Below are 20171 nucleotides of genomic sequence, written 5' to 3'. Positions count from 1 at the left end.
ATGGGTTTACTCCGGATCATGGCAGACGGCCTCGACATTGTTGCCGTCGGGATCGAAGACGAAGGCGCCGTAGTAATTCGGGTGATAGTGCGGGCGCAGCCCCGGCCCGCCATTATCCTGGCCGCCGGCGACAAGCGCGGCGGCATGGAAGGCATCGACCTCGGCGCGGCTGCGCGCGGTGAAGGCGACGTGCTGGTGGTCTTTCGACTTGTCCTTGCCGGCATGCAGCCAGAATACAGGCCGGTCGCGGCCATAACCGCCGACCTTGGCGCCACCGGTATATTCCTGCGGCACCATGTAGAGCAGCGAAGCACCCAGCGGCGCCATCGCCTTGTCGTAGAAGGCCTTTGAAGCCTCGAAATCGGCAACGGTGATGCCAAGATGGTCGATCATCTTTTTACCTCCCAGGTGGTGATGCGTTCGCCGGTGGCCGGATCCTTGCCGTCCTTTAACTGTACACCTTGCGCCAAAAGATCATCGCGGATGTGGTCGGCCTCGGCCCAGTTCCTGGCGGCGATCAATTCCAGACGCCTGACGATTGCTCTTGCGACATCGGCCTCGTCGACCTTGGCCGCGCCGACGTCGAAGCCGAGGAAGAAAAGTGCCGCCTTCAGCGAAGCAGCGGCGGCATTCTCACCAGTACCTTCGACCTCGGTGGCCTCTCCGGCGAGCTGGGTCAGTTGCTGGAAAGCGGCATAGGTAGCCAGGTCATCGGAAAGTGCTTCGACGATCTTTACCGGCAGTTGCCCGGCCGTCGGCGCAAGATCCGCCGCGCGTTTCCACTTGCGCAGCGTGTTCTCCGCCTCCTCCAGCTTGCGCACGGAAAAGTCTATAGGCTCGCGGTAATGCGTCATCAGCATCGCCAACCGCAGCACATCGCCGGGCCATTTGCGACCACCAAAGGTGTCGGTTTCCAGCAATTCGTGGATCGAGTAGAAATTGCCGAGGCTTTTCGACATCTTCTGGCCCTCGACCTGCAGGAAGCCGTTGTGCATCCAGACATTGGCCATGACCGACGTGCCGTGGGCGCAGCGCGACTGTGCGATCTCGTTCTCATGGTGCGGAAAGATCAGGTCGAGGCCGCCGCCATGGATGTCGAACACTTCGCCGAGATAGGCCGCCGACATGGCCGAGCATTCGATATGCCAGCCCGGCCGGCCCCTGCCCCACGGGCTCTCCCAGCCTGGCTCTTCGGCCGAAGACAGTTTCCACAGCACGAAATCGCCGGGGTTCTTCTTGTGCGCGTCGACGGCGATGCGGGCGCCGGCCTGCTGCTCGTCGAGATTGCGTTTCGACAATTGCCCGTAGTCCGGCATCGACGCCGTATCGAACAGGACTTCGCCTGCCGCGACATAGGCATGGCCGCGTTTGATCAGGCTTTGAATCAGGGTGATCATGTCCGCCTTGCCGTCGGCGCGGGGCTCGACGAATTCGGTGGCGCGCGGCTCGACCGTCGGCTCCAGGCAGCCAAGCGTGGCGACATCCCTGTGGAACTGATCCGCCGTTTTTTCCGTAACGCGCCGGATCGCCTCGTTGAGCGACAGTGTTCCGGCTGATATCTCGTTGCCGAAATCACGCAGCGCGCGCGCGTTGATCTTGTCGTCGACGTCGGTGATGTTGCGCACATAGGTGACGTGCGTCTCGCCGTAGAGATGGCGCAGCAACCGAAACAGCACGTCGAAGACGATCACCGGCCTCGCGTTGCCGATATGGGCGAAGTCGTAGACGGTCGGGCCGCAGACATACATGCGCACATTTCGCGGATCGATCGGCACGAAGTTCTCTTTCGTGCGCGTCAGCGTGTTGTAGAGGCGCAGGCCCATCGATGCGTCTGACATTCCATGCCTTCCCGGTTCAAAACTTCCTGTGTGGATGGAGCCAGCCCAGCGCCGAGGCGCAAATCAGGCTCCAGCCTGCTGGCCGGGGCGTTTGTCCAATCTGGGGAGAGATGAGGCGAAAACGTCCGGACCAGCGCGAGGCTAGCCAATAATGCAAATGCCACAAATGGCGAAAAACGTTTTCATGGGCGGCTTTATCGCCCTGACCAGTGTTGCCGTCAAGTCGCTGATCCCCGGAAAAACGTCGCGAAAGCTGGCTAATACATCGCCGGATCACGCGGCATCAGCCAATGAAACATTTTATTAAACATGTCGGCACAGTCATGAAACATTCGCCGGCTAGATCACCAAGCGTCACGATTTGGTCGGATTCGGCGACCAGATCGCGAACACGAAAACGTTATCCGGGAAGAGAACATGCCTCGAAGCAAGCAGGAAACCAGCCGCGCCAAGCAACCGGCGCTGGCCAACCACTATCGCGCGATCGGCCCGGCCGCCATTGTCGCCGCCCTTCTTCACACCGCGAAGAAGAAGAAGCCGGCGCAGAAGATCGTGTCGCCCCGCGCCGCCTGAAGCGGCGCCTCAGCCGACGCAATCGCCGGCACTGACGGCGCGAACGGCGCCCTGGATATAAGACCTCGACGGGCTTCCCTAGAACAGCGTCATCTGACTGTCGTCCGCGGCGGGCTTGCGGCGCCTGGCTTTCTCGAGTTCAGGCCCGACCTCGCCCCTCTCTTGTATCTCCGGTCCGGTGTTGGCGACCTTGTTGACGAGGTCGGAGACAGGAATCGCCTCGAAGAAGTCGGGCTGGGCCGGTCGCAGCAGATCAGCGACATCGCGCGGTTCGAGCGTGCGGCAATCCAACCAGCGGGCAAAGTCGCAACTATCGATCACCACCGGCATTCGATCATGGATATGGGCGATGTCAGCGTTGGCGTTGACGGTCAGGATGGCGCCGGTGTCCATCTCCGAACCGCCCGGCTCGGCGTAGGTTTCGATCAGGCCGGCAAAGGCGACCAATCCGCCATGCCGCGGCCGTATCCAATAGGGTTGCCCCTTCTTGCCGCCAGTCTGCCGCCACTCGTAGAAGCCGGATGCCGGCACCAGGGCGCGGCGGTGGCGCATGGCAGCCTTAAACGAGGCCTTTTCGATTGCCCCTTCGGAGCGCGCATTGAAAAGCAGCGGAAACTCCCTGGTGTCCTTCACCCAGGCTGGAATGAGCCCCCAGCGCACCAGCATCGCCCGCCGGTCCGGCAGATTGGAGCCGGGCGCGCGGAGAGCGCCGGCGATCGCCATCAACACAGGCTGCGTCGGCGCGATATTGTAACGCGCCGGAAACTCCTCCAGTTCGGCCAGACCTAGAAAGGCGGCGGTCTGGTCCGGCGTGGCGGTCAGGGCGAAGCGTCCGCACATGATCGATTGGTCTTTCGAATAGTTCGGTGTTGAAAGTGGCGATCGAACCAGCGTTGCGCAACCGTTAAAGCTTGCCCATGCTGTCGGTCCACAAAAGACCTGTCTCAAATGAGCTGATCAGGGATCGATGAACACAGCACGCAAGATACTTCCGGCGGTCTCGGTGGCTGTCGTGCGTGGCGACACCATACTCTTGGTCAAGCGGGCGCGTTTGCCTTCGCAAGGGCTCTACGCCTTTCCCGGCGGCAAAGTCGAAGCCGGCGAGACGCTCGAGGACGCGGCACGACGCGAACTGCTGGAAGAGACCGGCTTGCGCGCCACTGGCTTCCGCCCGCTTCGGGACATCCACATCGACGGCAGGGACGACAACCACCCGGTCGATTATAGTCTAACCGTTTTTGGCGCCACCTATGCGGGCGGCGAGGCCGTGGCCGGCGACGACGCCGAGACAGCCGCCTTCTATGCGCTCAAGGAGATGGCCCTGTTGCCACTTGCCGGCTCGGTGTTCGCGGTCGCCGAGGAGTTGCTGGGTCCCATCCAAACACGCTGACGCAGCACTGAAAAATCGCCTTGCAGGCGACAAAATGTTTCGTCACAAGCTTATGTTGTCTCGCCGGCCACGAACCGTTGGTCAGAAAAGGCTTATGAACCGTCCGTCGATACTCCTCGCCATTTGCCTTGCTGTCAGCGCGGCCGTCCCGGCACGGCCGGCGTTCAGTGCGGAGTCGCCGTTCGAGCCGGGGCTGATGCGGCTGGCAGAGATTCTGGGATCGCTGCATTTCCTGCGCAATCTGTGCGGGGAGAAGGGTGACCAGTGGCGGGCCGAGATGGAAAAATTGCTCGATTCGGAAAATCCGGACCCGGAACGCCGCGCCCGCTTCATCGCCAGCTTCAACCGCGGCTATCGTTCCTTCGGCGGCACCTACACCCAGTGCACCGCTTCGGCCACTGAAGCCATCGGCCGTTATATGAAGGAAGGCGAGACGCTGTCGCGCGACATCGCCTCGCGCTACGGCAACTGAACATCCATCAACAGATATCAGGTCCGTCGCCGGGCTGATCGCTATATCCGGCTTGTGCCTGTGTATGTCTTGGTGCAATTCTTATGTTGCACTTCTGCAACAGCGTTAATCAAACGTTACCCCGCGAATGCGGAATTAACTCAAACTGAAGGTTTTCGACCCGTAGGCCTGCCTAATCGGCTAAGTTTGATCCGGGTTGAAACGCAGCTTCGCCAAACACATTTGACCCCCTGTAAAAGACGATCAAGAAAATGTCGTATTTACAGATACTTAGTGGAGCTGCGTATGAATGGAACAGATCAAGCCTGATCCACACTGATGGGTCGCCGCTTGAAAGGGTGGACATCGCTTATGGAACATGCTGCCAACGACATCGACGCGCTGGTCAGGGAAGAGAAGCGCCTGACGGCGGTCGAGAGCCACAGCGAAGCCTGGGCGGAAGGCCTTTCGGCCGGAATCGAGCCCGAGATCATCGCCGAGGCGGCACTCGAAACGGCATTCGGTGAAATGCTGCGCGCCAATGGCGAGACCTCGGCCCTTGCCCTGCTGGATCGTGTGCGTGAAAAAGTGATTGCTGGCGCCTTCGAACCCGAGCGGCTGCGGCACTGAACCGATATCCGGTTCTTTGACGAAAAGATGCCGATCGGGCACCATGCCCGGAGCAAGGAGATACGGGCGGTGAATTTTCCGATGTCAGGCAGGCTGAAGGGCATCGTCCTCTGTATCCGCCTCGCCGCTTACTGTGGCGCGATTGCCCTGGTGACGTGCCTGGCCAGCAGCCCTGCCTATGCGCTGAGCGATATCAAACGCGAAGAGCTCCCTGCGCCAGTCACACCGTCGGCGGATGGCGATAGTTCGACGCCAGGAAGCACAATTCCGATGCCAGATCCCGTGGGGACGCCACCTTCGGGCAGCCAGCCGGCCGCCCCAGACGCCGCGGAGCCGGACAGCCCATCGGATGGCGGCAGCAACAGACCGCGCGTCGATCCCGAGGCGCCCCTGCCGGAAGTCGTCTACGACCTCGGCAAGCTGCCCGAGCCCGTGCGGCGCATGCATGACCTGATCATCGAAGCCTGCAAGAGCGGCGACATCGAGAAACTCAGGCCGTTGATCGGCAAGGGCGAAAGCATGACCCAGCTGTCGTTGGCCGACATCGATGGCGATGCCATCGCTTTCCTCAAAGGACTGTCGGGCGACCCTGACGGCCAGGAAATCCTGGCCATTCTGGAGGAGGTGCTCTCCGCCGGCTACGTCCATCTCGATGCAGGCACGCCACAAGAACTCTATGTCTGGCCGTATTTCTTCGCGCTGCCGCTCGACAAGCTCGACGCCAGGCAGCGGGTCGAGCTGTTCAAGATCGTTACCGCCGGCGATCTAGACGACATGAAGCAGTTCGGCGCCTACATCTTCTATCGCGTCGGCATCACGCCCGCCGGACAATGGACCTTCTTCGTCGCCGGCGATTGACCACCTCCCATCGCCTGCAAGGCACAAGGAAGCCTAGACGGGCAATGCCTCTGAAAATTCCACTGCCCTGCCGTGGCCCGGCGTCACGATATCCCCCTCCCACATCACACGGCGACCGCGAATGACGGTGCCGACCGGCCAGCCCGTGACCTGCTTGCCGTCATAAGGCGTCCAGCCGGCCTTCGAGCCGGCCTGTGCGTTGGTGATGGTCTCGCGCCGCTTCATGTCGACTATGGTGAAATCAGCGTCGTAACCGGCGGCGATACGGCCTTTTCTGGCCATGCCGAAGATACGCTGCGGGCCATGGCTGGAGAGATCGACGAAGCGTTGCAGGGTCAGCCGGCCGGCATTGACGTGGTCGAGCATGATCGGCACCAGTGTCTGCACGCCGGTCATTCCCGAGGGTGAAGCAGGATAGGATTTTGCTTTCTCGGCCAGCGTGTGCGGCGCATGGTCGGAGCCGAGCACATCGACAATGCCCTGTGCAATGCCATGCCAGACACCGTCGCGATGACGCTTGTCGCGCACAGGCGGGTTCATCTGGATCAGCGTGCCGAGCCGCGCATAGTCGTCTGCGCTCAGCGTCAGATGGTGCGGCGTGGCCTCACAGGTCGCGACATCCTTGTGCTGTTCGAGGAACAGGATCTCCTCGGCGGTCGAGATGTGCAGGACATGGATGCGCGCACGAACGCCGCGCGCGATGCGCACCAGCCTTTCGGTGCAGCGCAAGGCGGCGATCTCGTCACGCCAGACCGGATGCGATGACGGGTCGCCCTCGATCCGCTCGCCCAGGCGCTCGCGCAGCCGGAACTCGTCCTCCGAATGAAAAGCGGCGCGGCGGCGGGTGTTTCGCAGGATCGAGGCGACGCCTTCATCGTCCTCGACCAGCAGGTCCCCGGTGGACGATCCCATGAACACCTTTATTCCGGCAGCCCCCGGCAAACGTTCGAGGTCACCGACATCGCCGGCGTTGTCGCGGGTTCCGCCAACCCAGAAGGCAAAATCGCAATGCATGCGTCCGCTGCCGCGCTGGACCTTGTCGGCCAGCGTCGCCTCGCTGGTGGTCAGCGGGTTGGTGTTGGGCATCTCGAAGACGGTGGTCACACCGCCAAGCACGGCAGCCCGCGATCCCGTTTCCAGATCTTCCTTGTGCTCCAGTCCCGGCTCGCGGAAATGCACCTGGCTGTCGACAACACCCGGCAGGATATGCAGGCCCCGACAGTTGATAGTCTCGCCGGCGGTGGCCTGGCGCAGGTCACCGATCGCGGCGATGCGCCCGCCCTTCACGCCGACGTCGCGTGGCCCCTCGCCGTCATGATTGACCACTGTGCCGCCTGTCAGGATGAGGTCGTAGGTCATGGTGATGCTCTCTTGCGGGGGGAGTGTCAGCGGCTTACGTAATGGCCAACCGTTTTGCAAGATCAGGCTTTTTCCGCCCCATGCCCTCTGCCCTGCTGAAAGACCGCGCGCTCATCACTGTCTCCGGCCCGGATGCCGAACACTTTCTGCAGAATATCCTGACCACCGATCTCGACACGCTTGGCAACGGTGAGGCAAAGCCCGGCGCGCTGCTGGCGCCGCAAGGCAAGATCCTGTTCGACTTCCTGATCTCACGAGCCGGTGAAAATGCCTTCCGCATCGAATGCCGTGCCGACGTTTCAGACGATTTCATTCGACGGCTGATGCTCTACAAGCTTCGCGCCAAGGTCGAGATTGCCAAGTCGGAACAGGCGCTTGTCACTGTCGCATGGGGAAAAGAGTCAATCGCCTCGGAAAGTGATTCAACCGCGCTTGCCGACAAGCGATTTGGCGACGGAGGCGTCACGCGCGTCTATGCCGGCACCGGGGATACCGGCGACATCGGCGCGTGGCAAACCTTGCGCATCGCCCACGGCATTGCCGAAAGCGGTACCGACTATTCACTCGGCGACGCCTTCCCGCATGACGTGCTGCTCGACGAGATGGGCGGTGTCGGTTTCAAGAAGGGCTGCTATGTCGGCCAGGAGGTCGTCTCGCGCATGCAGCACCGGGGCACCGCCCGGCGGCGCGTGCTGATTGTCGAGGCCAAGCTTCCCCTGCCCGCCACGGGCACCGAACTCACCGTCGGCGGGCGGCCGGTCGGGACGCTCGGTTCGAGCGCCACCGTGACCGGGCTCGCCATCGCCCGCATCGACAGGGTCAAGGCGGCGCTCGATGCCGGCCAGCCGATCCTGGCGGGTGACATACCGGTGACGCTCACCATCCCCATCTGGGCTAAATTCAGCTTCCCGCAGGAAACCGCTGGCGCGGAGGAGGCCTGATGGCGGCGGACCGCGCCGGCGCGCCACCACGGGCCTGGCAGCGCATGCTGTCCGGCCGCAGGCTCGACCTGCTCGACCCCTCGCCGCTCGACATCGAGATTTCGGACATCGCTCATGGGCTTGCCCGCGTCGCCCGCTGGAACGGCCAGACCAGCGGAGAGCACGCCTTTTCGGTCGCCCAGCATTCGCTGCTGGTCGAGGCGCTGTTCAACGAAATGGTCCCCAAGGCTTCGGCCGACGACCAGTTGGCGGCGCTGCTGCACGACGCACCGGAATACGTCATTGGTGACATGATCTCGCCATTCAAGTCGGTGATGGGCGGCAGCTACAAGGACTGCGAATTGCGCCTGCAGCGCGCCATCCACCTGCGTTTCTCACTGCCTCCCGAACCGGCCGCCGCCCTGCGCAAGGAGATCAAGCGCGCCGACCAGGTCGCCGCCTATTTCGAGGCAACGCTGCTCGCCGGCTTCTCCACAGCCGAGGCGACCGAGTTTTTCGGCCGACCGCGCGGTTTTTCCGCTGAGCGCTTCGACTTCGCGCCCCGCTCGGTGACCTCAGCGCAGAATGCGTTCCTGAAGCGGTTTTCGGCGATCGAGACGTCAAGACACCGCGTCCCGACATCCGCGCTAGGGTAGAAAACGCTAAATTAACCGGAAGCGTCAACAGTGCGGTGTTCGATCAGTACCGCAGGGGCGCCTCATGCCCGTCGTGGATGTCAAGAATGGTTCGGCCGTCCTGGAAGGGGCCGGAGACGTGGGGCGCTCGCGCCGCATGCGAGATGAGCTGCGCGAGCAGAACGAACGCTTTTCAGCCGCTGTCGAAAACATGTCGCATGGCCTGTGCATGTTCGGCGCGGATGAACGCATGATCATCTGCAACGGCAACTACATCGACATCTTCCGCCTCGACGCCAAGGTGATGCGGCCAGGCATCCGCTTCATCGACATCCTGCGGCACAGCGTCGACATTGGCGTCGCCTCGCAAAGCGCCGACGAGCTCTATGCCATCCGCAAGCCCTATATCGACCAGGCGAAACCTTCGACCTACGAAGAAATCCTGTCGGACGGCCGCATCATCCTTATCTCGCACCGGCCGCTGGCTTCGGGCGGCTGGGTCTCGATCTACGAGGACATCACCGAACAGCGGCGCGCCGAGCAGGATCTCAAGGAGCAGCATCGCCGCTTCGATGCAGCGCTCGCCAACATGTCGCAAGGCCTGCTGATGTACGACGCCGACGGCAAGATGATCGTACGCAACGGGCGTTTTCTGGAACTGTACAACGTCACGGCTGCCGACTTCCCGCTTGGAACAACACACCGCGACGCGCTCGAACGACTGCTGGAACTCGGCATCTACAAGAAGATCGACGTCGACAGCGAAGTCGCCAGGGCGGAAGCCTGCCGGCGGGCAGGAAAAATGCATTCGACGTATCGTCATCTTGCCGACGGCAGGACGATTCTGGTCGTGCGCCAGCCGATGAGTGGCGGCGGTTGGGTGGCGACCTTCGACGACGTCACGGAACGCCGTCTGGCTGAAGAGCGCATGACCCATCTTGCGCATCACGACACGCTGACCGGACTGCCCAACCGCTCGATGTTTCGCGAACGGCTCGACATCGCGCTGGCGGATGTGGCCGCCATGCCGCTCGCGATCTTCTCGCTCGACCTCGACCGCTTCAAGGCGGTCAACGACAGCTGGGGGCACCCCGCCGGCGACTGGCTGTTGAAGAGTGTGGCCGAAAGGCTGCGGCGCTGCCTGCGCAATGACGCTGACATGATCGCCCGTTTCGGCGGCGACGAGTTCGTCGTCATCCAGTCCAACTATGGGGGCATTGCCGATGCCGAGAAACTGGCGAAGCGCATCGTCGAGGCAATCGCAAAACCATTTCGCGACCAAAGTCGGGAGATGCATGTCGGCGTCAGCCTGGGCATCGCCGTTTTCCCCGCCGACGGCCGTGACGCGGACACGCTGCTGAAGAACGCCGATACCGCACTCTATAGGGCGAAGGGCGAAGGACGGAATCTCTATCGTTTCTTCGAACCTGGAATGGACGCTGTCGTGCAAGCCCGCAGGGCGCTTGAAGTCGACCTGGAGACGGCGCTGGCGCGCCAGGAGTTCGATCTCGATTTCCAGCCGATCATGAACATCGCCTCGGGCGAGATCATCGGCGCGGAGGCCTTGATGCGCTGGCATTCGCCAGCACGCGGCAGGGTGGCACCGGACGACTTCATCGCGGTCGCCGAAGCGACAGGGCTGATCGTGCCGCTTGGCGAGTGGGCGCTGAGGAAAGCCTGCGCGGCAGCGGCAAGCTGGCCGCCCGGTCTACGCATCGCGGTCAATGTTTCGGCGGTACAGCTCAAAAACAGCGGGTTTGCCCGCGGCGTCATCTCGGCGCTGGCTTTTTCCGGTGTGCCGGCCAAGCAGCTGGAACTGGAGATCACCGAAACCGTACTGATGGACGAAAGCAAAGCCGTGCTGAAAACGCTGCGCCAGTTGCGTGAGCTCGGCATCCGCATCGCGCTGGACGATTTCGGCACCGGCTATTCCTCGCTCGGCTACCTCAGGCGCTTTCCGGTCGACAAGATCAAGATCGACCGGTCATTCATTCGCGACATGGGCAACCGCGACACGGCGGCGATCGTTCGCTCCATCATCGGTCTCGGCAACGAGCTTGGCATCGTCGTCACGGCCGAGGGCGTCGAAACCGAGAGGCAGCTCGACATGCTGCGCGACAATGGTTGTGTCGAGGCGCAAGGCTATCTGGTCGGCTTGCCGTCGAAAGCGGCCGACATCCAGCGTCTGTTGAAATCGCGTGCGCCGCGCAGCCAGACCGGCTGACGGCATCGGGACAGGTTCAGCGCAGTGTTTCCAGGTATTTCTCGTGGAAGCTGACGTAGCCGGGCTCGACCACCTTCAGATGCCGCTCGATCAGCGCGTGAAACCGCGGCAGTTGGTGAAACGGCACGCCGGGATAGGCATGATGCTCGGCGTGAAACGGCATGTTCCAAGCCAGCTTGCGCACGGCCCAATTGGTCAGCGTCGTCCTGGTGTTTTCCAGCATGTTGGCGACGAACGGACAGCGGCCGTGCTCGGCTAATAGGTAGAGGCGCAGGAATGGCTGTCCGAGTAGTGCCGGCAGGATCCAGACGTAGAGCAGCACTGTTGCCTTGAACCAGACGGCAAGCGCCAGGACCACGACATAGAACCCGATCATCGCACGTGCCTCGGCGCGTACTTTTGGCAGGCCCTTTGGCGGCACATAGCTATCCCGGCAGTCCCCACGCGCGTTGGTGTACAGCGTCTTGAAATGCCCCCACCAAACCGGAAGCCCGGACACGTGGACAATATATTGCCGCAAGGTCTCGGGTTTCGGGAAGGCGAGTTCGGGATCGTTTTCCGGATCCTGCGTGTATCGGTGATGAGCGAAATGGAAGTAGCGGAACCAGTCGGCAGGCAGCGCAATCGCCAGGCTGCACAGCCGCGCTACGCCGTCGTTCAGCCACTGTGTTTCGAAAGCCGTGCGGTGAACCGTCTCGTGCAGCAGCGTGAACAGGAACACGATCAGGATGCCTTGCGGCAGCATCAGCAATGGCCAGAACGGCACCTTAGCCGCGATCAGCGATCCAATGATGACAATCGCACCCGAATGAGCGCCGAACTGGAACAGGCCCGCGATATCGGATTTGGCCGTCAGGCGATTGCGCTCTTCTGGTGTCAGTGACGCGATAATGTCGCGATGGTCCATCGACTTCGATCCGGGTTGGAGATTGATCAAGGCCACTATAGTCAACGAAAAAGCTTTCCAAAAACGACGATTGCTGCGATTTGAATAAGGTAAGCTTATCTATTGGGCGATCATGGCCACATCTCCATCCCTGAAAGGGCTTCAGGCCTTCGAAGCCGCGGCGCGCACAGGCAGCTTTGCCGCGGCGGCGGAAGAGCTTTCGGTCTCGGCCGCGGCCGTGAGCCAGCTTATCCGCTCCGTCGAGGAGCAGATCGGTCGCAAGCTGTTTCAGCGGATCAACCGGCGCGTTGTTCTCACCGAGGCCGGCGTGGAAATGCTGCCGCGCCTAACCGTGGCTTTCCAGGAGATAGGCAGCGTCTCGCGCGACCTGGGCGGCGATGCATTCCGCCCGCGCCTGGTGGTTTCGGTGCCGCCATCGATGGCCATGGGCTGGCTTTCACGGCGCCTGGCCGGCTTCGTCGCAAGTCACGGTGCCGCCGACATATCGCTGCGAGGCGAAGACGATCCGGTGCCGTTCGACCGTGAGCTTATCGACATCAGGCTCGCCTATGGTCCGCATTATCGCGAGCACCCGACCGAGGACATCGCCCGGGACGCGGTCTATCCCGTCTGCGCGCCAAGGCTTGCCGGCATGATCAAGGCGAGCGGCGAGCCGCTCGCCGGGCTGCCGCTCATCCACACCGACTGGGGACCGGCCGGTGCATCGTTTCCGGCCTGGCGCAACTGGTTCGAGGCGACGGGCGCTCAACCTGGCCGGGCGGTACGGCGCGGCCTTTCGGCCAATTCGTCGCGCGCGGCCCTCGACCTCGCCATATCGGGTCTGGGCGTGGCGCTCGCGCAAGGAATCTACTGTGCGGAGGCGGTGGAGGACGGTCGGCTGGTCCGGCCGGCCGCGGGCGCGATTGCCCTTCGACAGCCCTACTGCCTGACCGTCCCGGAGCGAAGCGCAAGGCGCGATGTGGTGGCCGCGTTCCGCGATTGGCTGATCGGCGAATGCCAGCACGCCGTGGGCTCGCCGGCGCTGCGCTGACCGGGGCGATGGTCAGAGGTGCCCGCTCAAGGCCGCCACCATGTCCTTGTTGGCCGCCACGGGAACGATCTCGAACTCGACCAGGTCAGCCCATTCGACGACCCAGCGCTGCAACAGCGTGACGTCATCGGTCTCCACCAGCAGGAAGCAGCGGCTCATATCGGCCGCGATCCAGCTATGGTGCACGACAAGCTCCTCCGGCTTCAGGCGGCCACGGTCGCGGAAGCGGCGATAGATTTCCTTGCGGTCGCAGCCGGTGAAATCCTCGATGACGATGAAATGCATGTTTCCCCTCGGTTGACTACCGTCCCGGCCTGTCCAGCCGCTCCAGGAACCACTGCGTCAGCCGCACCCAGACCTCGTCCTTCTCGCCGGAATCCTCCCAGCCATGATCAAGGTTGGGATTGTCGTTGACCTCGATAACGAAGACGCCGTCCTTGGTCTCCTTGAGGTCGACGCCGTAGAGGCCGTCGCCGATACAACGCGCCGCCTTCACTGCCGTCTCGACGACATGGGGCGGCGTCTCCTTCAGCGTGAAGGTCTTGATGCCGCCCTGATCGGGCTTACCACTGGCCTTGTGGTTGACGATCTGCCAGTGCTTCTTGGCCATCAGATAGTGCACCGCAAACAGCGGCTGGCCACCGAGCACGCCGACACGCCAGTCATATTCGGTCGGTATGAATTTCTGCGCGATCAGAAGATCGGAATCCTCAAGCCATTCGGTGGCAAGCGTCTTCAGCTCCTCGAAATTGGCGCATTTCTTGACACCGCGCGAGAATGACGAATCCGGGATTTTCAACACCAGGGGAAAACCCAGCGTCTGTGCCGCGAGTTCGAGATCAGAGGCGCCAGCGATCATCACCGTCGGCGGCACCGGCACCTTGTTGTAGGCCATCAGTTCATTGAGATAGACCTTGTTGGTGCAACGGATCATCGACAGCGGGTCGTCTATGACAGGCATGCCCTCCTGCTGGGCGCGGCGGGCGAAACGATAAGTGTGGTTGGAGATCGAGGTGGTCTCGCGGATGAACAGCGCATCGTAATTGGCGAGCTTGGCGAGGTCCTTCCTGGTGATGGGCTCAATTTCGACGCCCATCTTTTCGGCGATCTTGGCCCAGTAGCGCAGCGAAGAGATTTCCGACGGCGGCAATTCCTCATGCGGATCGACCAGCGTGGCGAAGGTGTAGCGCGCCGGGGTGCGGCCCTTGGTGTCACGCCACTCGCGGTTGGTGTAGGTCTCAAGGCACTGGATGAAGTTCTTTTCCTCGTCCTCGGTCATGCGCGCCAGCGGGTGGAAGCCGATCTTGCGGATCGAAGCCCATTCGGCGCTGTCCTTGATGTGGACTTCGAGCGCCGGCGCGCGGAACCAATCGAACAAGAGCTTGGCGAAACGGTCCCAGACCTTGGATGGCCCGATGCCGAAGAAGATGCAGACCTTCGCCGGAAATACGCCGCCGAGGTCCTTGCGGCATTTGTTGAGCGCCAGTTCCAGTTCGGGCAGCGCATGCTCGTAGAGCTTGCGCTCCGACAGGTCGATCATCGTCTCGACGGTCGGGATGACCTTGTGGCCGCGCGAACTCGCCAGCAGCGAAGCATAGTAGCCGCGACTCTGGTAGCCGTAATTGTTCGACAGGTTGATGACCTTCGGCCGCTGGCCGCGAAACAGGGAGGGATGGGCGAGATAGTCGCGATTGGTGATGATCTTGTGCGGTGTCGCCACCTGGTCGAGATCGCTCTGCCTGCCGGTAAGAATGACCCAGGTCATTATCTCTTTCCCAAAGTGATGGCGGCACGCAGTCCGTCGCGGCCGAACTGGGCCATGTTCATGAAGATGCCGTAAGGCACGGGAATGTTGGCGGCATCAAGGATGGTTTCCTGCCTTTCATCCTCGACCCACGGATCGTGGATCAGAATATGGTCGCCATCGTCGCCGATGGCCAGCACCCAGTGCGGCACCTTCTTGCCAAACATCAGGAACCCGCTGATCAGCACCAGCACCAGTTTCCCCCCGGCAAGGGCCGCCCTGATGTCGTCGATGGTGAACGAACGGTAATTCACCGGGATACCGTAGAGTTCCGCGCGGCGGCGAAAGTCGACCTGGGCCAATTCCATGATCCGGCGCTTGTCCTCGCTGCGCACCGATTGCAGGAACAGCGCGCCGTAGAAGGAAACAAAGATTTCCGCCGCAAGCCCGCTTTCGTACCCCGAGACAGCCAGACCGAATGGTTCGCAGCCGCCCGGCCCAGACATCATGAAGACGGTCGTCGCCTCGCGCCAGAGTCGGATCTCCATCACCGGATCGGGCACGAAGCCGCGATCGAAATTGGCCATGGCCATCATCAGGCAGCATGGACCGCAGGTGAACTCACAGGTCTGTTGGTAGAACGGCACCCTGGTGGCGACCGGCAGGTCGCCGCGCAGGGTTTTTTCGTAGCGCAGCGCCGTCGCGCCGTCCGAGTAGTACCCCGGCTCGCGGCCAATCTTGCGGTAGCCGGCGTGCTCGTAGAGACGGATGGCACGGCCATTGTCCTCGCGCACTTCGAGACGCAGCATCATGCGATCGTGTTCGAAGGCTGCCTCTTCGGCCGCGGACAGCAATTGACGGCCGACGCCGAGACCGCCGAAAAACGGTCCGACGGCTATGGAATAGAGCCGTGCCACCCCACTGCCCTTGCGAAACAGCACGATTGCGTAACCGCCGACGCGACCATCGATTTCGGCGACGAGCGTCTCGGCTGTCTCTCGCTCGATGAACTGGCGAAAGGAGCGGCGGGAAATGCGGTCGCTCGAGAACACAGCTTTCTCGATGGCGGCGAGATCATCGACGTCGGACGCGCGGGCCGTGCGGATCTCGGCAGGCATGCGGCTTGAGAAAACCTCGATTGCGTTGCGGAACGGCCCCGGTCAAAAGCGTCGCGAACACCAGCCGAAGCGCCGGTATTCATCAAGCGCTATCGCTCCTTGATTAGGGCCGAATTGTGACAGTTTCCGTGGCAGCAGGGAAGCCGGCAAGCTTTGAGCGGAACCGCGGTTTTCAAGCCGGCCGTCGCTCAATATCGCAACCGACTCAACTGGCGAGACCGGCCAGAAGCTGACCATACGCACTCCTGGCCACGAGCGCCAATTGCTCGCGCGGCAACGAACCGACCACGGCACAGCCGTAGCCCTTGTCGAGCCAGTAAACGGCCCGCGGACCGTCCTCAGCGGAAGCATAGGTGCCCTTGGCATTCCCTGTCGGTTCCGCCGTCACGAAGAGGGATATGCGTTCGCCCTTGTCGTCTTCGTAGAGCAGCATCGCCGCCTTGCTTTCACCGGCCGGCAGCAATCGGCCGCCGATCAGTTGGAAGCCGTTCGCGCTCAGATCCGGCGCCACCAGTTTCAAGCCGACCCGGTTGGACAGCCAGGTCTGCAAATGATCCTTGTCGCTGGCCGGAACTTCCACCGCATGCCGCTTCTCGGCGGCATAGATGACATGGGCGGCGATTGCCTGTTCGGCGAGCCGATCCTCAGCCGGATCCTCCTGGCCAAGGCCGTCGATGCCGGCAAAGTAGCCGCCGAGTCCGCCAGCGGCCAGGAGCACGGCCGCCGCGGCGGCAAGCCACCAGCGTGAGCGTGGCATTGCTGCCTTAACAGGCGCTTCGCCGAGCACCACCTTGCGCAAGCGGGCGGGAACAGGCTCACCCAGCACACCGGCGAAGACGGCACGCAACGCCTCGCGGTCGGCGGTGAAGCGGACGCTCCTCGCCTTCATCTCCGGATTGGCATCGAGCCATACATCGTAAGCGGCACGCTCGTCGGCCGGCAGTTCGCCGTCGAGCGCCATGTGGATGTCCCGTTCGGAAAAATCGCGGCGGATCATTTCTCGACGATCCTTATGGCGCGGCGGCGCGCTGTGTCGTCCAGCAATCCGCGCAATTCCTCACGCCCGCGCGCGATGCGCGACATCAGCGTGCCGGCGGGCACACCCAGAATGTTGGCGGCTTCGGCATAGGAAAAGCCCTCGATGGCGACCATGACCAGCGCCGCGCGGCGATCGGGACTGATCGCCTGCAGTGCGTCGATGATCTCGCGCGAAGCGATGCCCTCCAATTGCTCGGCCGGCTGGGCGACCGTCTCGCCCGCCTCCAGCGGCAGCATCGCCGCTTCGCCGCGGCGGTTCACCTTGCGCATCTGGTCGATGAACAAATGATGCATGATCGTAAACAGCCACCTCCTGGGGCTTTCTCCTGTCTGCCAGTTGTCGAGCCGCGACAGCGCGCGCTCGAGGCAGTCCTGAACAAGGTCATCGGCGGCATCGCGGTCGCGCAAAAGCGAGCGTGCGTAGCGGCGCAGGCGCGGTATTTCGCCAAGGATTGCTGCCTTCTTTTCGTCCATGACCGCTGGTTCTGAGGTCGCCCTAGTTGATCACGATTGAACGCGCCTTCCCGGCACGGCGCAAGCGGCCAGCGCGAAGCGGTCCACCGCTCCGGTCACCCAAGCAACGAGATAACGCCGGGTGCCGCCGATTTATTCCCGACCGGCAAGAAAACCGATGATTCGCGGACGATTACGCTTTTTCCTTCGCCGCCCGCGTCAAAAGCCGCTGGTAGAACAGGCCAATCCCGATCAGCACCGCGCCCAGGCCGATGAAGGAGAGCGCCCTGAGCACGCCTTCCAGTTCGGACATGTCGAAGAGGAAGACCTTCAGCACCGCAATCGCGATCAACGCGGCCGAAGCAATGCGCAGCACCTGCGACTTCAGCCGGACGCCGGCGGTGAGCAATGCCACGCCGATCACCAGCCAAAGCGCTGAATAGGTATAAGTTTCCACCTGGCCAAGCCCGCTCCACAGGCCAATGAACTCGCCCTTGAACAGGCGTCTAACCGACAGCGTGGCATAGGCGAAGGCAAGCAGCGCCGCCACCAGCGCCAGCATTTGCGTATACCATTTCGGCCGCTTGCCCCTGCTGTAGAGCGCCAGGCCGCCAGCGGCGACGGCTGGCAGGAGATAGGCCAGGAACAAAAGGTTGAAGACCGGGATCCGGCCGGTCGATTCGTCCGTGAACAGCGGATTGAGCACCAGGAAATGTTGGATGACGACGAAGGCGGCCGAAACCACGCCCACCGCCATAGAACCGTAGCGCAGCACCGAGCTTGGCGAGCGCCTGTCGATGGCGATCAGGATGGCGCCGGCGCCAATGGCGATCAGCGTGTAGATCGCCTGTTCGGCGAGCGTGGGTGTATCGCTGTTGATGACGCCGCCATGCATGGCGTGGCGCACCAGCATGGCCAGCGTGAGCAACGCAAACAACGCCGCCGCCGCCTCCATGGCGAGGTGCGGTCGGCCATTCGTGGTGCGGGCAAGCTGCCAGGCGGAGAAGCCAAAAGCGAGCGCCGGTATGCCGTAGCCGGGCAGCAGCCAGTTGAACACCGGGGTCGTCGACAGGAATTCGGCGCCGACGATCGTCGGATCGAAGGCGACGCGGCCAATCACGGTAACTACCCCGCCAACCGCAATCCAGCCGAGGACAGGGAAGGTGCGCCAGCGGGTCGCCAACGCCGGCACAATTGTCGCCGCACCCAGCAGGATAGTGGTCCAGCCGGAATCGAAAGCCATGTGCAGCATCAGGAGGCCGGCGACCGCCGCCCCGCACAGGACAAACGAAACCGCCATGCCGCCCTTGAGCGGCGGCTCCTCGGCTCTCGCGATCCACTCGCCGCCAGCGGCGAAAACCACGACCAGAAGAGCCGCGATGGCGGCATAGGCGAAGTCGCGGTCGATATTACCGAAGGTGAACCAGAGCGCCGACAGGATGACCAGTGGCACGATAACGCCCCATGCCGCCCATGAGGCAGCACGGACCTGTGTCGCGGCGGCAAATCTTCTCGCGGCCCAGAGCCCGGCGCCAATGAAGACCAGCCCAAGTGCGATGCCTATGCGCAACGTCAGCGTGTTGGCAGTGGCCAATGGCGAGCCATCAAGGCCCAAGACGCCGCTCGAAAAGTCGGACGCGATCGAGGTTGGCGGGATGATGCCGAGATAGATCAGCACCGTCGCCAGCCCGGCGGCGTAGAGCAGCGGCAGCGCCAGCGGGCGGTAGAGCGCGACAGCGACCATCGCGACAAGCAATCCCGCGCCCGGCAAGGCATAGCCGGCAGCGGCAAAGACCGGGTCGACCGACAGGCCGAGCGCAGAGAATGCGATGAACACGCTGGGCACGATGGACGGCCAGTCGAATGCCCTGGACTGTCCGGCTTCGCTGCCGCGACCGCTCAGCCAGACAAAGGCCAGCACGGCGAAACTGACGGCATCGATGAACAGGATGGTGGTAAGGTTCGCGCCCGGTGCGTCGGCCATGTAGAGGATGGTCCAGATGCCGGTGCCGGCAAAGGCTGCCGCCATCAGCACTTTCCAGTCGCGCATGCGCGCGATGACGCCGGTCGCGGCGAGCACGATGGCGAGATAGCCGAACAACGCCCAGGGGTTGGGCGCCTGGGAAGCGATCAGCACCGGCGTCACCATGGCGCCGACGAGGCCAATGCCCGCCAACGCCTGGCCATGGACGAGAGCGGCGGCGATGGTCGCGATGCCGATCGCACCGAGCAGAGTGAAGGCGAGCGCCGGGCCGATGAAGCCGTAAATGCCGTGAGCGGCATATACTGCACCGAACAGGATGAAGGCGCCGGCCGCCGTGAGGATCGCCGGAATATAGGCGCCGGCAACACCTTGCACCGGCACCCTGAAGCCGGTGCGGCGAATGAACTCGCCGCCGGCGACCAGGACCAACCCGAGCACCGCCGCCATGGTGAGCCGCACACCCGGTCCGAAAATGCCGGCCTCGATCGTGTAGCGGATCAGGAACAAGCCACCCAGAGCCAGCGCAATGCCGCCGACCCAGACCGCCCAACGCGTGCCGAGCGCGGTTTCGACGTCGGACTGGCGAGCAGCCTTGGTGACCGCGGCTGGCGCGACCTCCGGCGTTTTCGGTGTTGCCTCTGGTGCGCCCCAAGGACCGGGCACACCCTCCCCGGCTGGGATTTCCGCCTCCGTGGCCTGTACCGGCGCGGGTGCCGGCTCGCTGTCTGCCGCCGCCACATCGGGCGCAGGCGCGGCGACGGGTGCCATATCGTCCTTGCCGGCGGCGGCCGATTCCTGCTCCGACGGCCTGACCACGGGCGACACCGCGCCCGAAAGCACGAGACTGCGCAGCGCGCCGAGTTCGCGCTCGATCAGGCCGATGCGGCTCTGCTGACGCGAGATGATGACGAACAAGGCGATGATGGCGACAAGGCCGATCAGGCTCTCAAACATGGCGGTTCCCCCAAACCAGGCCGGTTTCACCGATATTTCGTCTCACGAGCAGTCAAATGCGGCGG

Annotated in this window: 21 protein-coding genes; 10 read left to right on the top strand and 11 right to left on the bottom strand. The window is 63.0% G+C overall.

Annotated features, from left to right (window positions below; all coding sequences use genetic code 11):
* Nucleotides 1-6: 6 nt before the first annotated feature.
* Together LB556_RS09290 and cysS are read right to left on the bottom strand one after the other, a co-directional pair.
* The gene (locus LB556_RS09290; RefSeq protein WP_224566340.1) at nt 7-393 is read right to left on the bottom strand and encodes a VOC family protein; all 387 of its coding nucleotides are present in this window, start codon (nt 391-393) and stop codon (nt 7-9) included.
* Nucleotides 390-1838, bottom strand: coding sequence for a cysteine--tRNA ligase (gene cysS / locus LB556_RS09285; protein ID WP_224566338.1), 1449 nt, complete (start codon nt 1836-1838; stop codon nt 390-392). Before cysS ends, LB556_RS09290 begins: the two co-directional genes overlap by 4 nt.
* Nucleotides 1839-1989: 151 nt before the next feature.
* Here cysS and LB556_RS09280 point away from each other — a divergent pair, with 151 nt between their 5' ends.
* Both LB556_RS09280 and LB556_RS09275 read left to right on the top strand, forming a co-directional pair.
* A complete protein-coding gene (locus tag LB556_RS09280) occupies nt 1990-2145 on the top strand; it encodes a hypothetical protein (RefSeq protein WP_224566336.1) in 156 nt (51 codons plus the stop codon).
* A 110-nt stretch (nt 2146-2255) separates the two neighbouring features.
* Nucleotides 2256-2411, top strand: a complete 156-nt coding sequence (locus LB556_RS09275; RefSeq protein WP_224566334.1) for a hypothetical protein — start codon at nt 2256-2258, stop codon at nt 2409-2411.
* 78 nt (nt 2412-2489) lie between these two features.
* On the opposite strand, the gene LB556_RS09270 is transcribed toward LB556_RS09275, so the two are convergent.
* Entirely contained in the window at nt 2490-3251 is a 762-nt protein-coding gene (locus LB556_RS09270; protein ID WP_224566332.1) for an SOS response-associated peptidase, read from the bottom strand.
* Nucleotides 3252-3378: 127 nt separating this feature from the next.
* Between LB556_RS09270 and LB556_RS09265 the strand changes: the two genes are divergently transcribed.
* From LB556_RS09265 to LB556_RS09250, 4 genes are all read left to right on the top strand, one after another.
* Complete coding sequence (locus LB556_RS09265; RefSeq protein ID WP_224566330.1) at nt 3379-3801, top strand: NUDIX hydrolase; 423 nt, start codon at nt 3379-3381, stop codon at nt 3799-3801.
* A gap of 94 nt (nt 3802-3895) precedes the next feature.
* Entirely contained in the window at nt 3896-4273 is a 378-nt protein-coding gene (locus LB556_RS09260; RefSeq protein ID WP_224566328.1) for a TIGR02301 family protein, read from the top strand.
* Between the two features lie 351 nt (nt 4274-4624).
* Complete coding sequence (locus LB556_RS09255) at nt 4625-4882, top strand: hypothetical protein (protein WP_140612821.1); 258 nt, start codon at nt 4625-4627, stop codon at nt 4880-4882.
* Nucleotides 4883-4951: 69 nt separating this feature from the next.
* The gene (locus LB556_RS09250) at nt 4952-5740 is read left to right on the top strand and encodes an alanine and proline-rich secreted protein Apa (RefSeq protein ID WP_224566326.1); all 789 of its coding nucleotides are present in this window, start codon (nt 4952-4954) and stop codon (nt 5738-5740) included.
* 33 nt (nt 5741-5773) lie between these two features.
* Here the strand turns inward: LB556_RS09250 and LB556_RS09245 are convergent, their stop codons facing one another.
* Nucleotides 5774-7099: a dihydroorotase gene (locus LB556_RS09245; protein ID WP_224566324.1), complete on the bottom strand. Its 1326-nt coding sequence runs from the start codon at nt 7097-7099 to the stop codon at nt 5774-5776.
* An 80-nt stretch (nt 7100-7179) separates the two neighbouring features.
* Here LB556_RS09245 and LB556_RS09240 point away from each other — a divergent pair, with 80 nt between their 5' ends.
* The 3 genes from LB556_RS09240 (at nt 7180) to LB556_RS09230 (ending at nt 10878) form a co-directional block, all read left to right on the top strand.
* On the top strand, nt 7180-8040 hold the full coding sequence (locus LB556_RS09240; RefSeq protein ID WP_224566322.1) for a YgfZ/GcvT domain-containing protein: 861 nt from the start codon (nt 7180-7182) through the stop codon (nt 8038-8040).
* Nucleotides 8040-8675: an HD family hydrolase gene (locus tag LB556_RS09235; protein ID WP_224566320.1), complete on the top strand. Its 636-nt coding sequence runs from the start codon at nt 8040-8042 to the stop codon at nt 8673-8675. Before LB556_RS09240 ends, LB556_RS09235 begins: the two co-directional genes overlap by 1 nt.
* 64 nt (nt 8676-8739) lie before the next feature.
* Nucleotides 8740-10878 (top strand): putative bifunctional diguanylate cyclase/phosphodiesterase, encoded by a 2139-nt coding sequence (locus LB556_RS09230; protein ID WP_224566318.1) that lies wholly within the window; start codon nt 8740-8742, stop codon nt 10876-10878.
* Between the two features lie 16 nt (nt 10879-10894).
* On the opposite strand, the gene LB556_RS09225 is transcribed toward LB556_RS09230, so the two are convergent.
* A complete protein-coding gene (locus LB556_RS09225) occupies nt 10895-11785 on the bottom strand; it encodes a fatty acid desaturase family protein (RefSeq protein ID WP_224566316.1) in 891 nt (296 codons plus the stop codon).
* A 112-nt stretch (nt 11786-11897) separates the two neighbouring features.
* Here LB556_RS09225 and LB556_RS09220 point away from each other — a divergent pair, with 112 nt between their 5' ends.
* A complete protein-coding gene (locus LB556_RS09220; RefSeq protein ID WP_224566314.1) occupies nt 11898-12815 on the top strand; it encodes a LysR substrate-binding domain-containing protein in 918 nt (305 codons plus the stop codon).
* A 12-nt stretch (nt 12816-12827) separates the two neighbouring features.
* On the opposite strand, the gene LB556_RS09215 is transcribed toward LB556_RS09220, so the two are convergent.
* From LB556_RS09215 to LB556_RS09190, 6 genes are all read right to left on the bottom strand, one after another.
* On the bottom strand, nt 12828-13100 hold the full coding sequence (locus LB556_RS09215; RefSeq protein ID WP_224566312.1) for a DUF3303 domain-containing protein: 273 nt from the start codon (nt 13098-13100) through the stop codon (nt 12828-12830).
* A gap of 16 nt (nt 13101-13116) precedes the next feature.
* Nucleotides 13117-14580: a RimK family protein gene (locus LB556_RS09210; protein ID WP_224566310.1), complete on the bottom strand. Its 1464-nt coding sequence runs from the start codon at nt 14578-14580 to the stop codon at nt 13117-13119.
* Nucleotides 14580-15677 (bottom strand): peptidase C39 family protein, encoded by a 1098-nt coding sequence (locus tag LB556_RS09205; RefSeq protein WP_224566308.1) that lies wholly within the window; start codon nt 15675-15677, stop codon nt 14580-14582. The genes LB556_RS09210 and LB556_RS09205 overlap by 1 nt, the downstream gene beginning before the upstream one ends.
* 205 nt (nt 15678-15882) lie before the next feature.
* The gene (locus LB556_RS09200; RefSeq protein ID WP_224566306.1) at nt 15883-16674 is read right to left on the bottom strand and encodes an anti-sigma factor family protein; all 792 of its coding nucleotides are present in this window, start codon (nt 16672-16674) and stop codon (nt 15883-15885) included.
* Complete coding sequence (locus LB556_RS09195; RefSeq protein ID WP_224566304.1) at nt 16671-17189, bottom strand: RNA polymerase sigma factor; 519 nt, start codon at nt 17187-17189, stop codon at nt 16671-16673. Before LB556_RS09195 ends, LB556_RS09200 begins: the two co-directional genes overlap by 4 nt.
* Nucleotides 17190-17361: 172 nt before the next feature.
* Nucleotides 17362-20106, bottom strand: a complete 2745-nt coding sequence (locus LB556_RS09190) for a DUF2339 domain-containing protein (RefSeq protein WP_224566302.1) — start codon at nt 20104-20106, stop codon at nt 17362-17364.
* Nucleotides 20107-20171 lie beyond the last annotated feature (65 nt).

It is taken from the genome of Mesorhizobium sp. ES1-4, assembly GCF_020164745.1.
In the GTDB taxonomy this organism is placed as follows: Bacteria; Pseudomonadota; Alphaproteobacteria; order Rhizobiales; family Rhizobiaceae; genus Mesorhizobium.
Note: the sequence above shows the minus strand (reverse complement) of the source record. Positions and strands in the feature narration are given on the sequence as shown.